Source organism: Paludibacterium yongneupense DSM 18731, assembly GCF_000422925.1.
In the GTDB taxonomy this organism is placed as follows: domain Bacteria; phylum Pseudomonadota; class Gammaproteobacteria; order Burkholderiales; family Chromobacteriaceae; genus Paludibacterium; species Paludibacterium yongneupense.
In genome coordinates this window covers 97,828-110,774 of sequence record NZ_AUGZ01000004.1, presented here as the reverse complement: position 1 = coordinate 110,774, position 12,947 = coordinate 97,828, and the positions used below count along the sequence as shown (strand labels likewise).

At 65.4% G+C, this 12,947-nt stretch carries 11 protein-coding genes; 7 read left to right on the top strand and 4 right to left on the bottom strand.

The genetic code is table 11. The features are described 5' to 3' along the window. Nucleotides 1-89: 89 nt before the first annotated feature. The 3 genes from G520_RS0100535 to norR all read right to left on the bottom strand — a co-directional run bounded on the left by G520_RS0100535 (nucleotide 90) and on the right by norR (nucleotide 4,548). A complete protein-coding gene (locus G520_RS0100535) occupies nucleotides 90-1,130 on the bottom strand; it encodes a flavin reductase family protein (protein ID WP_051228756.1) in 1,041 nt (346 codons plus the stop codon). Between the two features lie 53 nt (nucleotides 1,131-1,183). After that, nucleotides 1,184-2,845, bottom strand: coding sequence for a hydroxylamine reductase (gene hcp / locus G520_RS0100530; protein WP_028533970.1), 1,662 nt, complete (start codon nucleotides 2,843-2,845; stop codon nucleotides 1,184-1,186). Nucleotides 2,846-3,000: 155 nt separating this feature from the next. Beyond that, nucleotides 3,001-4,548 (bottom strand): nitric oxide reductase transcriptional regulator NorR, encoded by a 1,548-nt coding sequence (gene norR / locus G520_RS0100525; RefSeq protein ID WP_051228848.1) that lies wholly within the window; start codon nucleotides 4,546-4,548, stop codon nucleotides 3,001-3,003. A 217-nt stretch (nucleotides 4,549-4,765) separates the two neighbouring features. On the opposite strand from norR, the gene G520_RS0100520 reads away from it, so the two are divergent. From G520_RS0100520 to G520_RS0100490, 7 genes are all read left to right on the top strand, one after another. Continuing rightward, complete coding sequence (locus G520_RS0100520) at nucleotides 4,766-5,905, top strand: metallophosphoesterase (protein WP_028533968.1); 1,140 nt, start codon at nucleotides 4,766-4,768, stop codon at nucleotides 5,903-5,905. 120 nt (nucleotides 5,906-6,025) lie between these two features. Next, the gene (locus G520_RS0100515; RefSeq protein WP_028533967.1) at nucleotides 6,026-6,508 is read left to right on the top strand and encodes a sigma-70 family RNA polymerase sigma factor; all 483 of its coding nucleotides are present in this window, start codon (nucleotides 6,026-6,028) and stop codon (nucleotides 6,506-6,508) included. Between the two features lie 94 nt (nucleotides 6,509-6,602). Further along, on the top strand, nucleotides 6,603-8,750 hold the full coding sequence (locus G520_RS0100510) for a TonB-dependent siderophore receptor (protein WP_084637381.1): 2,148 nt from the start codon (nucleotides 6,603-6,605) through the stop codon (nucleotides 8,748-8,750). Between the two features lies 1 nt (nucleotide 8,751). Then, nucleotides 8,752-9,939 (top strand): PepSY-associated TM helix domain-containing protein, encoded by a 1,188-nt coding sequence (locus G520_RS0100505; protein WP_028533965.1) that lies wholly within the window; start codon nucleotides 8,752-8,754, stop codon nucleotides 9,937-9,939. Further along, the gene (locus G520_RS20925; RefSeq protein WP_051228754.1) at nucleotides 9,936-10,598 is read left to right on the top strand and encodes an energy transducer TonB; all 663 of its coding nucleotides are present in this window, start codon (nucleotides 9,936-9,938) and stop codon (nucleotides 10,596-10,598) included. Before G520_RS0100505 ends, G520_RS20925 begins: the two co-directional genes overlap by 4 nt. A gap of 18 nt (nucleotides 10,599-10,616) precedes the next feature. Continuing rightward, nucleotides 10,617-11,321 (top strand): MotA/TolQ/ExbB proton channel family protein, encoded by a 705-nt coding sequence (locus G520_RS0100495; protein ID WP_028533964.1) that lies wholly within the window; start codon nucleotides 10,617-10,619, stop codon nucleotides 11,319-11,321. A 47-nt stretch (nucleotides 11,322-11,368) separates the two neighbouring features. Next, nucleotides 11,369-11,728, top strand: coding sequence for an ExbD/TolR family protein (locus G520_RS0100490; protein WP_248620846.1), 360 nt, complete (start codon nucleotides 11,369-11,371; stop codon nucleotides 11,726-11,728). 36 nt (nucleotides 11,729-11,764) lie between these two features. On the opposite strand, the gene G520_RS0100485 is transcribed toward G520_RS0100490, so the two are convergent. Next, entirely contained in the window at nucleotides 11,765-12,826 is a 1,062-nt protein-coding gene (locus G520_RS0100485; protein ID WP_028533962.1) for an NAD(P)-dependent alcohol dehydrogenase, read from the bottom strand. Between the last annotated feature and the right edge of the window lie 121 nt (nucleotides 12,827-12,947).

Genomic DNA, 12,947 nt, shown 5'->3' with positions numbered 1-12,947 from the left:
CAAAGCCGGCATCGTGCCGTGCAGCCCCCCCATGGGTGGGGGACCACTGTGCGGGAAGAGGCCGGCGACCGGCCTCTTCCCGCACCCGCTCACAGGACCAGCGTCAGGTCGCCACTCGCATGGCTGCTGCAGGCCAGCACGTAGCCCGCCCCGATTTCCTGCGCCGTCAGCGGCAGCTGGCTGCTAGACTCGACCTCGCCGTCCACCACCCGACACTTGCACGAACCGCAGACGCCGGTGCGGCAGGCGCCGATGATGGGCAGCCCTTCGCGCTCAAGGGCATCGAGCAGACTTTCGCCTGCGGCGATCGTCGCCTGCCTGCCGAAGGCCGGTACCGACAAGCGGTAGCGGCGCGCATCGGCGGCCACCACGCTCGAGCTTGCGGCAAAGCTCTCGCGATGGATCGCCGCAGCCTGCAAACCCGCCGTCAGCAGCGCCGCCATCGCCATATCCATATACCCTTCCTGGCCGCACATATAGACCTGGACGCGCGCCGCACGCGGCAGCAGCGCACCCAGCCGGTCGGCATCGAGACGGCCCGCATGGCAAGAAAGGCGCCCTGTCGGACGCGACAGAAACAGCTCGAGGCGAAAGGTGGGATACTGCGCCGCCAGCGCCTGCAGTTCCGCGGCGAACATCAAGTCATCCTCGCTCCTCGCGCTATGCACGAAATGCACGGCAGCATCGCACCCGCTTTCCAGCACGGCACGCGCCATCGACAGCATCGGGGTTATGCCGCTGCCGGCTGACAGCAGCAGCAGCGCGTCGGGCAGCGCCGCCATGTCCAGACAAAACTCGCCGGCCGGCGCCAGTGCGTCGACCGACATGCCGGCTTGCAGCGTGTCGAACAGCCAGTTGGACACCAGGCCGTCCTCGACGCGCTTGATGCCGAGCGTCAAGGTCTGTGCCTGGCCCGGGCTCGAGGCGATGGAATAGGCACGAAACTGTGCCTTGCCCTCGATGACCGGGCCCAGACTGATGAACTGGCCGGGGCGGAACTCGGCGCGCAAGCCCGTGGGCAAGGCAAAATCGAAACTCGCGCTGTCCGGCGTCTGTTCGCACCGCGCGAGACAGCGCAGTGCGGCCAGGCCTTGCCAGACAGTCGCAGGGGATGAAATCAGGGGCGTCATGAAATCGACTCGCAAAAAACCGGCCGCGCCAGAGCGCGGCCGGCATACCGGCTTTACGCCTTCAGCATGGTGGCCAGGTCGGACTCGACCGTATCGATCAGCGTCAGGCCGAACTTCTCGTTGAGGATGGCAAGCAGGTTCGGGGTGAGGAAACCCGGGGTGGTCGGGCCGACGCGGATATTGCGTATGCCCAGCGACAGCAGGGTCAGCAAGACGACGATGGCTTTTTGCTCGAACCAGGACAACACCAGCGACAACGGCAGGTCGTTTACGCCGCAGCCCATGGCATCGGCCAGTGCCAGCGCGAGCTGGATGGCCGAATAGCTGTCGTTGCACTGGCCGACATCGAGGAAACGCGGGATGCCGTTGATATCGCCGAACTCGAGCGAGTTGAAGCGGAACTTGCCGCAGGCCAGCGTCAGGATCAGGCAATCCTGCGGTACGGCGCGCGCCAGGTCGGTGTAGTAGCTACGCTCGCTCTTGTCGCCGTCGCAACCGCCGATCAGGAAAAAATGGCGGATAGCGCCGGCCTTCACCTGTTCGATCACCGCCGGAGCCGCGCCCATCAGCGCATTATGTGCGAAGCCGGTCGTGGTATAGACCGGTTCTTCGGCCTGAGCGAAGCCGGGCATGGCCAGCGCCGCATCGATGGCAACACTGAAGTCGCTGCCTTCGATATGGGTCACGCCAGGCCAGCCGACGATGCTGCGGGTGAAAATGCGCTCGGCGTACTGGCCGACGTTAGGGTCGATCAGACAATTGGAAGTCATCACGATGGAGCCGGGGAAAGCCGCGAATTCGCGCTGCTGGTTTTGCCACGCGCTACCATAGTTACCAACAAGATGCGGGTATTTCTTGAACGCGGGATAGGCATGAGCCGGCAGCATTTCGCCGTTGGTGTACACATTGATGCCGCGGCCCTGCGTCTGTTGCAGGATCAGTTCCAGATCGTGCAAGTCGTGGCCGGACACCAGGATCGCCTTGCCCGGAACCGCGCGCATATTGACGCGGGTGGGTTCCGGGTGACCGAAGGTCGCGGTTTCGCCCAGATCGAGCATCGCCATCACGCGGTAATTGAGCTGACCGATATCCATCGAGCACTGCAACAGCGCGCCCATGTCGGTCGGTTCCTCGGCCAGGAAGGCCATGATGTCGTGGAAGCGGCCGGCCACATCGGCATCGCTCTGCCCCAGCACGCGCGCGTGTTCCATGTAAGCGGCGGCTCCCTTGAGGCCATACAGGCACAGCAGGCGCAAACCGATCACATCGTCGCCGACCTCCGAGCGTCCGCGATTGAGCAGGAACATCGGCGCGTCGCCGAGCATCAGGGCGCGGCTGGCCGGCAGACGATAGGCGGCGGCGGCCGGCAGGGTTGCCGGTGCGTGCCCCGCTACGGCACAGGCCGCTTCGTAACGTGCCTTGAGACTGTCGCGGAAGGCTTCGGCCCGGCGGCTGAAGTCGACGATGCGCTCGGGATCGAAGTTGACATTGGTCAGCGTAGAGAAGAACGCCTGCGGAACATAGCTGTCGATCTCGGCATCGATCACACCGACCGTGCGCGCGGCCCGCGCATAGATCGAAACGGCCTGCAACAGGTGAACCAGCATGTCTTGCAGATCGGACACTTCGCCGGTCTTGCCGCACATGCCGCGCGCGAAACTGCAGCCATCGCCTTGCGGCGTACGGATGGTTTGCTCACATTGAACACAGAACATGAAACACCCCTAATCGAATAGTATGAGCTAGAGGTATTGCGATAAGCGTGCCAACGATTCAAACCATTGTTTTTAAATGAAATAACACAAAAAATCCGATCCAAACCGAGTCATTATGACTCGGAGAAATCGTGTCAATCCGACTCGGCCGTGTCTTATTGACTCACTCCGAGCCGGCGCGCGAGCCGTTGCAGATTCGCGCGATCCAGTTCCAGGCGGGCAGCCGCCCGGGTCCAGTTGCCCTGCTCGCTGGCCAGCGCACCGACGATCATCCGCCGTTGCAGGTCGTCGACCGCATCGCGCAGGCCGATGGCGGCACTCGCTTCGATGGCGGTCGCGACGGCAGGGGTCGGCTGCGGGCCCGGGGCCGGCAGCTCGAGATCCTGCGCAAACAGGACGGCGCGCTGCGGCGATCGCTGCCGAGCACGCAAGCTGGCGCGCAGCAGCAGATGCTCAAGCTCGCGCACATTGCCAGGCCAGTCGTAAGCCTGCAAGGCCTCCAGCGCCGACGGGTGCAGATCGATGCGGGTTCCGCCCAGGCTCGGCCGCGCCGCATCGAGAAAGTGCCCGGCCAGTTCGGCGATGTCCTCCCGGCGCTCGCGCAACGCGGGAAGATGCAGCGGATAGACATGCAGCCGATGGTAGAGGTCGGCGCGGAAGCGGCCAGCCTCGACCTCGTGCAGCAAGTCGCGATTCGTCGCCGCGACAATGCGGACATCGACACGGATGACGGCATCGGAACCGACACGCTGGATCTCGCCCTGCTGCAGGGCCCGCAGCAACAACGCTTGCAGACCGGGTGCCAGTTCTCCGATTTCGTCCAGAAACAGGGTCCCCCCATGCGCGAGCTCGAATTTGCCGGCACGGTCGGCGATGGCGCCGGTAAACGCCCCTTTCTTGTGGCCGAACAGTTCGCTCTCGGCCAGCGACTCGGGCAGGGCCGCGCAGTTGATCTGCACCAGCGCCTGATCGCGCCGCGCCGAGCAGGCGTGCAAGGTCCGTACCGCCAGCTCCTTGCCGCTGCCGGTTTCGCCGCCGACCAGTACCGGCAGATCGGTCGCCGCCACCAGCGCGATATCCTGCCGCAGGGCTCGCATCGGCGCGCTGTCTCCAATCAGCTCGCCGCCGCGGCGCAACGCCTCGCGCATCAGATCGTGCGCGATCGCGCGCTGATGCTCGCACGACAGCTCGAGCGCGCGCAGCAGCGCCGCGTTGCGCAGCGTAGCGGTGGCCAGCGCGGCGAAAGCCGCAACCACCGAGGCCGTCAGACCGGCGAATGCGTTCTCGGCCAGCGCATCGAGCGTCAGGATGCCGACCGGCTCGCCGTCGAGCGACAAACGGCAGCCCATGCAGGAATGCACGGGCAACTCGCGCTCGACATCGGATGCCAGCAAACCGTCGAACGGATCGGGCAAGTCGCAGTCGTAAGCAAAGCGGACCGGGTCGTCGGACGCCATGATGGCCTGCAAGCGCGGATGCTGCGACGGCAGAAATTGCCGGCCGCGCAACTCGGGCGCCAGGCCCTGACTCGCCACAGGAAAGAGCACGCCGTCCTGCAACTGGAACAGGGCAACCGCCGACCCCGGCAGTACGGTGGCGATCGCCGAAACCAGACGTTGAAACGACTGTTCGCCCGGCATGGCGGCGGACAGGTCGACGGCGATCTGGCGCATCGCGAGGTCGATGGCGTGTTGGGGAATCATGGTGTCGGACACGAAGATGTAAGAACGGGAATGGGCCGGACCCGCCGGTCGAGCCCGCGTGCGGGCCAGTGTAGCCGAACGCGGGAACGGCAACAAGGCGGCACTGGCGCAGAGTGACCGGACCATTGAAATCGCAAGCCAGACCCCGCATCTTAGGATAATGACCGATGACACTCTGCCACCTCCACCCGGATCAGACACCGAGACCGCCCCCACCATGCGCATAAGCCGTTTTCTGATACTGGCGACCGCTTTGCTCGCCGCCCTGCATGTCTATATCGGACTGCGGCTATTGCCGGCCCTGCCGCTCGATGCGGGCGGCAGAACGGCTGCGGCCGTCGTCCTGCTGCTATCCTGCCTGCTGATTCCGATGGCCGTCGCCAGCCGCATGGTCGCCCGCCAGTCGCTCGCCGACATCATGGCATGGGCGGGTTCGCTGGCGATGGGCGTGTTCTCCTCGCTCCTGGTTCTGACGCTGCTGCGCGACCTCATCCTCGCGCTGTGCGCGCTGCTGGCTCCGGATGCCTACGCGCGCCTGCGCGGGATCTCTGCCCTCGCGGTCCCGTTCGCTGCGCTCTTTGTTTCGCTGGTCGGCTTCGTCAATGCCCGCCTGCGGGCTCAGGTGGTCAAAGTCGATGTCCCCATCTCCGGGCTGCCCGCCGCACTGGATGGCTTCACCATCGCCCAGATCAGCGACATTCATGTCGGCCCCACGATCAAGCGGGGCTACCTGCAAGCCATTGTCGGCGCGGTCAATGCGCTGGACGCCGATCTCATCGCCGTGACGGGCGATCTGGTTGACGGCTCGGTCGAGCAGTTGGCAAACGAAACGGCGCCGCTCGCGCAACTGACCGCGCGCCATGGCGTCTATTTCGTCACCGGCAATCACGAGTACTACTCCGATGCGGCGGCATGGACGGCCGAAATTCGACGCCTCGGTCTGACCGTGCTGCAGAACGAACATGTGCTGGTACGCCATGGCAAAGCCCTGCTGGTCGTCGCCGGTGTCAACGACTACGGTGCCCGCCAGTTCGATCCCGCCTGGCACAGCGATCCGCACGCGGCACTGGCCGGTGCGCCCGCCGCCGATCTCAAGCTGCTGCTTGCCCACCAGCCACGCAGCGCGGTCGAAGCCGCGCGCGCCGGCTTCGACCTGCAACTGTCGGGCCATACCCACGGCGGCCAGTTCTGGCCATGGAATTTGTTCGTCCGGCTGCAGCAGCCGTTTACCGCCGGGCTGCACCGCATGGATGCGCTCTGGGTCTACACCAGTCGCGGCACCGGTTACTGGGGGCCGCCGAAACGCTTCGGCGCCCCCTCGGAAATCACGCAGCTGCGTCTGGTAGCCGTCGACTGAAGCCCGTCCCCGTTGCGACCGGTCGAGCGAAAGCGCTTGTCGCGGCCGGCAACAACAATTAGTATTGATAATCATTATCAATGCTAGGCGGGGTTTTCCCCTGCCGCCGCGAGCCATACCGTGCTGGAGCAGTATTACCAGGAACTTGTCCACTTTGCGCGCCAGCGCGCACCCGATCGCGACACTGCCGAGGACGTCGTGCAGGAAACCTACGCCCGGGTACTGGCGATGGCGGGCCAGGTCGTGCTGCAGCACCCGCGCGCCGTACTCTACCGCACCGCACGAAACATTCTGATCGATCATTACCGCCGCGAACAGGCACTGCCGCCCGCCGTCGATGCAAGCGGCGAGGTGTCCTTGCCCGCCGCGCCCGACTGCGATCCCGAATGGCATCTCATTCAGGCGCGATGCACGAGCGCCCTGCTCGGAACGATTGCCGCCTTGCCGCAGCGCTGTCGCCAGGCCTTCATCCACTTCAAGTTCGATGGCCTCGCCCAGGCGGAGATCGCGCAAGCCATGGGCATCTCGCGCAATATGGTCGAAAAACACGTGATGAACGGCATGCAAGCCTGCCACCGCTGCCTGGCCGCACTCGACGGGTGAGCGCGGCAAAAAATATGCGCAGCCCGGGGTCAGGATTCGGCGAGCGGCTACGTCTACATTGATAATGATTCCCATTTCGATATAGAAAGACGCCATGCCCAACCACGCAGCACGCTCACATCTGCGCCTCCTGTCATCCTTGGTCCCGCTGGCCCTGACGCTGGCCTTCTCCCCTGACGCCCTGGCCGCCGACGACCCGGCAAGGGCGGATGCCGCGACGCTGGCAACGGTCAATGTCGATGCGCAGTCGGCCACCGACGTCCCGACCGAAGTCAGCGGCGACTACACCGTACGCCGCAGCTCAAGTGCGACCGGACTCGCACTGAGCCCGCGCGAAACTCCGCAGTCGGTGTCGACGGTCACCCGCGCCAAAATGGATGATTTTGGACTCACCAGCGCCAACGACGTCCTCGAAACGACCACCGGCGTGGTGGTGGAAAAAGTGGAAACCGACCGGACCTATTACACCGCGCGCGGCTTCGACATCACCAATTTCCAGATCGACGGCAGCGGCGTTCCGTTCACCTCGGGCAATGCGCTGGGGGATATCGACACCGCGGTCTACGACCGCGTCGACGTGGTGCGCGGCGCGAGCGGCCTGCTCTCGCCGACCGGCAACCCGTCAGCCACGGTGAATTTCATCAGCAAGCGGCCCACGGCCGAGTTTCAAACGTCTGGAAGCCTCACCTTCGGCTCCTGGGGCGACAAGCGGCTCGATCTCGATGTATCTGGACCGCTGAACGAGGCCGGCACCGTGCGCGGGCGCGTGGTGATGGCCAAGGAAAAATCCGACTCCTGGCTCAAGCGCTACTCCCACGACAAAACCGTGTTCTATGGCATCATCGAAGCCGATCTCAACCCCGACACCACGCTCGCCCTGTCGTATACCCGCCAGGAAAACAAGGCCGACAGCCCGCTCTGGGGCGGACTGCCGCTGTACTACAGCAACGGCAGCGCCACCGACTACGACAGCTCGACCAGCACCTCGGCCGACTGGGCATACTGGAATACGCGCGATCAGCGCGCGCGCGTCGAACTCACGCGCCGCCTGGGTGGCGACTGGAAGGGCCGTGTCGCGCTGACCCTGCGCGAACAGCGCAGCGACGGCCGCTTGTTCTATCTGTACGGCACGCCCGATGCGAGCACCGGGCTCGGCCTGTATAGCTATCCCTCCAGCTATGTCTCCGATCTCAAGCAAACCCTCTTCAATGCTGAAGCCAGCGGCAGCTTCGAACTGGCCGGTCGCCGCCACGAGCTCAGCTTCGGCGGCATGCTGTCGCGCTCGCACATGCATGACCGTTCGGGTTACGGCACGATAGGCAGCGAACTGGACACGGACCTCGCCGACTGGGATGGCAGCTTTCCCGCCTCCTTCGACTCCAGCTCCGACGGCAGCGACTATACCGACCGCCAGTTGAGCCTTTACGCCGCGCTGCGCTCCCATCTCGACGCGGCCACCAGTGTGATCGCCGGCGCCAGCGCCACCCGGGCCGACAGCTCGGGCAGCGACTACGGCCTCGCGCACGATGCGTCGGATAGTGCGATCAATCCCTACTTCGGCCTGGTCTACGACCTCGACCGCCATATGTCGGCCTACGGCAGCTATACCCGTATCTTCACCCCGCAGCCCGAAAAAACCGACGCATCCGGCGCGACGCTGGCCCCCGTCACAGGCTGGAATCAGGAGCTCGGTCTGAAAAGCGAATGGCTGGACAAGAAACTGCAAGCCTCCCTCGCCGTATTCCGCACCCGGCAGAACAACCTGGCGGAGCAGACCGGCATGGACGGCACCCGTTATGTCTATGCCGGCACCCAAGTCAGCTCGCGCGGCTTCGAGGCCGAAATCAGCGGCCGTCCGCTGCCGGGCTTGCAAGCCAGCCTCGGCTATACCCAACTCGCGCTCGTCGACGCCGACGGCGATGCGACACACACCTATACCCCGCGCCGCCTGATACGCGCCTCGACCACCTACCGCCTGCCCTTCCTGGAACGGGTCAAGGTCGGAATGAACGTCGCCTGGCAATCGCGTATCTGGCGCGACCAGGGCGACGGCATCACCAGCACGCAGAAAGCCTATGCGCTCGTCGATCTGATGACGAGCTACGACCTCAATAAATCGCTGACGGCAACCCTGCGCCTGAACAATGTCGGCAACGTCAAATACCTGGCGAGCCTGTACACGACACAGTCATACTACGGCGCACCGCGCAACGGCAGTGTCTCGTTGAGCTGGAAATACTGAGATGCGTCCGTTGTTGCTCAAGCTGCACCGCTACTTCGGTCTGGCCGCCGCCGCGTTTCTGTTCGCGGCAGGCGGCAGCGGGGCGCTGATTGCCTGGCACGAAGAGCTCGATGCGTGGCTGAACCCCGGCTTCTTTCACGCCCGCACGCAGGGAACGCCGCTGCCGGCGGCGGAACTGATACGCCGCGTCGAAGCCGCAGACCCGCGCATCAGCGTTCGCTACCTCCCCTTGACCACGCGGCCCGGCGACAGTCTCATCGTCCAGCTCGACGCGCGCATCAACCCCGCCGACGGACGTCCGTATCGCCCCGGCTACGACCAGGTGGCCCTCGATCCCGTCAGCGGCGCCGTACTCGGCAAACGGCTGTGGGGCGAGGTCGCCATGGGGCGCGAGCATCTGATTCCGCTCCTCTACCGGCTGCATTACACCCTGCTGCTCCCGGTCCGGCACGGCGTCGACCTCGGCGTCTGGCTGATGGGACTGATCGCCATCGGCTGGTTGTTCGACAGCATCGTGTCGCTCTGCCTCGCCTTCCCCTCGCCGCGCAGCTGGCGCAAATCGTTTGCCTTGCGCTGGCGCGAGGGCGGCTATCGCCTGCTGTTCGACCTCCACCGCTCTGGAGGCGTCTGGCTGTGGGGAGTCCTGACCCTGCTCGCGCTGACCTCGGTCGCGATGAATCTGCGCGAAGAAGTCGTACGCCCCGTGCTGTCGCTGTTTTCCACACCGACACCTTCGCCCCTCAGGCAAAGGGGCCAAGCTCCGTCTACGGCATCGGTGCTGCCCCCCGAGCGCATCCTCGCACTCGCGGCGGCGAGCGCGCGCCTCGACAGGATTGCCGATCCCGCTGGCGGTCTGTATATCGCGCGCGCGCAGAATCTGTACGGCGTAGGCTTCTTTCCCACCGGCGAACCCGCCGCCGGCATGGGAGCGACCTGGCTCTACTTCAACGCCGCCAGCGGTGCGGTGCTCGGCGCAGAAGGCCCCGGCCGCGGCAATCGCGGCGATCGATTTCTGCAAGCCATGTTCCCGCTGCACAGCGGACGCCTGTTCGGGCTGGCGGGTAGGGTGGCGATTTCATTGACCGGCGTGGCCGTAGCCATCCTCAGCGCGAGCGGTGTCCTGATCTGGCTGAAAAAGCGCCGCGCGCGCCAGCGCAGCGCACGACGCCGCATGGAGAATGCCGCATGACACACTCCTCCCCTCGGCGCCCCATTGCGCTGAAGCCCGGCTGGATTCTGGCCGCCATCGTTCTGGCCCACTTGCTGCTGCTCGGTGCGCTCGCGGCGGGACACACGGCATCCATGCCGGTCGCGATCACACCGCCGACCGTCATGGGCAGGCTGGTTTCGACCCCGCATCCCCGGCCGGCCCCGGCCCCCCCTCGCCGCACGGCGCCTCCCATCGCGCCGCATCATGACGCACGACCGCTTCCCGCTCGCCCCGCCGCGACAGCGGCAACGCGGGCGAGCCGCCCGGGCAGCTCCGCCGCGCCAGCGCCGGCGACGACTGCCGCACCCGCGAGCGCCGCCCCGCCCGCCCCGTCGCCCAAGGACGAAGCCGCGCCGACACCGCCGCGCATCGACGCCAGCGGGCTCGACAATCCAGCCCCGCTCTACCCGGCTGCCTCGCGCCGTCTGGGGGAGCAGGGCCAGGTCTTGCTCGACGTACATATCCTGGCCGACGGCCGCGTCGGCGAAGCCCGGCTGCGCCGCAGCAGCGGCTTCGACCGCCTTGACACCGCCGCACTCGCCGCCGTGCGCCGCTGGCATTACCGCCCCGCGCACAGAGGCGATGAAGCGATTGCCTTCTGGTATGTCCAGCCCATCGCCTTCACTCTCGACCCTTAACCCGGAAAGACCCGCACCATGACAAACACCCCTTATGGACTGAGCCAGCTGTGGAGCCAGGGCGACCTGGCGATCAGGACCGTCGCCGTGCTGCTGTTGCTCATGTCGATCGCCTCCTGGTACGTGATCGCGCTGCACGCGCTGCGCGCCTTGCGCCTGCGCGCCGCAGCCCGTGCCAGCCACGGCTTCTGGCACGCCAGCACCTTCGCCGACGGCGTCGCCCGGCTGGAGGCGGCAGGCGACAATCCCTTCCACCACTTGGCGGAAGAAAGCCGGCAGGCGGTGCAGCACCACAACGACAACAAACAGGACCTGCACGGCCAGCTGAGCCTGGCCGCATGGTTGAGCGAGAGCCAGAGCGGCACCCTGGACGAATGCGCAGAACGACTACAACGCGGGCTGTCCATCCTGGCCTCGGTCGGCTCGACGGCGCCCTTCGTCGGCCTGTTCGGAACAGTGTGGGGCATCTACCATGCCCTGGTCGGCATAGGCGTCGCCGGCCAGGTTGGCATCGACAAAATCGCGGGCCCGGTCGGCGAGGCGCTGATCATGACCGCCTGCGGTCTGGTGGTCGCCATTCCCGCCGTCCTCGGCTACAACGCACTGACCCGGATCAACCGTCGCACGATAGGCAGCCTGCAGCGCTTCGCGCGCCAGCTGCACGCCTATTTTCTGACCGGATCGGCGCCGGCGGGCAGCGCCGCACGGGGAGACGCGCAATGATGCCGGGCAATCGGAGTGACAGCGAAGAAGCGCTTAGCGAAATCAACATGACGCCGTTGGTCGACGTCATGCTGGTGCTGCTGATCATATTCATCCTGACCGTGCCGGTACTCACCCACGCCGTCAAACTGGAGCTGCCGCGCGCCGGCAGCCCGCCCGTCGCCAGCCGGCCGCAAACCGTGCTGTTATCGGTGCAGCGGGATGGCACCATCGTCTGGAACGACGAAAAACTGACGCCCTCGGCGCTCGATGCGCGCCTGGCCGCAGCCGCGGCACAGGCGACACCGCCCGAAATACAGATTCGCGGGGATCGCAAGGCGGAATATGAAGCCGTGCTCAAAGTCATGGCCGCAGCCCAACAGGCCGGGATAGTGAAACTGGGGTTCGTCACCGAACCCGGAACATGAAGCCGGGAGCGCGGCGCGGCGCTCCCGGCCCCGGACTCAGACTTCGCGCCGCAGGGACGCCATGTCGATCACGAAGCGATACTTCACATCACTGTCCAGCATGCGCTGATAGGCGCCGTTGATGTTCTGGATATCGATCATCTCGATGTCGCAGGCGATGCCATTGGCGGCGCAGAAGTCGAGCATTTCCTGGGTTTCGGCGATGCCACCGATGGCGGAGCCGACCACCGACTTGCGTCCCATGATCAGCGAAGCGGCATGTACCGCCGGCTCCAGCGGTTCGATCAGGCCGACGAGCACATGCGTGCCATCGCGCTTGAGCGTCGCCAGATAGGGATTCAGGTCATGCTGATGCGGCACCGTATCGAGGATGAAGTCGAAATGGCTGCTCACGGCCTGCATCTGCGCCGGGTCGGTGGACAACACGACATGGTCGGCTCCGAGACGGCGCGCTTCGCTTTCTTTGCCGGGGCTGCGGGTGAACAAGGTGACTTCCGCGCCGAAAGCTTTGGCGAATTTGAGCCCCATATGTCCAAGACCGCCCAGGCCGATGACGGCGATCTTGTGTCCGGCGCCGATTTTCCAGTGGCGCAACGGCGAGTAGGTGGTGATGCCGGCGCACAGCAGGGGCGCGGCGGACTTGGGATCCAGCGTTTCCGGCAGGCTCAGTACGAATTTGTCCGAAACCACGATCCGTTCGGAATAACCGCCATACGTCGGCAGGCCATCATGGCGGTCGATGCCGTTATAGGTCAGGGTCGCATGCTCGTCGCAGTACTGCTCGAGCCCTTCGGCGCAGGATTCGCAGTGCTGGCACGAATCGACCATGCAACCTACGCCCACCATGTCCCCCGCCTTGAAGCGGGTGACCGCCGCACCGACGCGCGAGACGCGGCCGATGATCTCGTGCCCGGGCACCATCGGATACAGACTGTTGCCCCACTCGTTGCGTGCCTGATGGATGTCGGAGTGACAGACACCGCAATACAGGATGTCGATCACGACATCATTGGCGCGGGCATCCCGCCGCGTAAAGTTGAAAGGCGCAAGTGCCGAGGTGGAAGAGTGCGCGGCGTAACCGCGGATAGTCAAAGCCATATGATGCTCCCGTGGTGTCAGAGGACATCCCCCCGCCATGCGGACGGATAGTGGCCACCATTATTGAACAGGGTCGGCGCGGGCAGAATACCCGTTCCTGCGGATTACATGCCTATTTGTG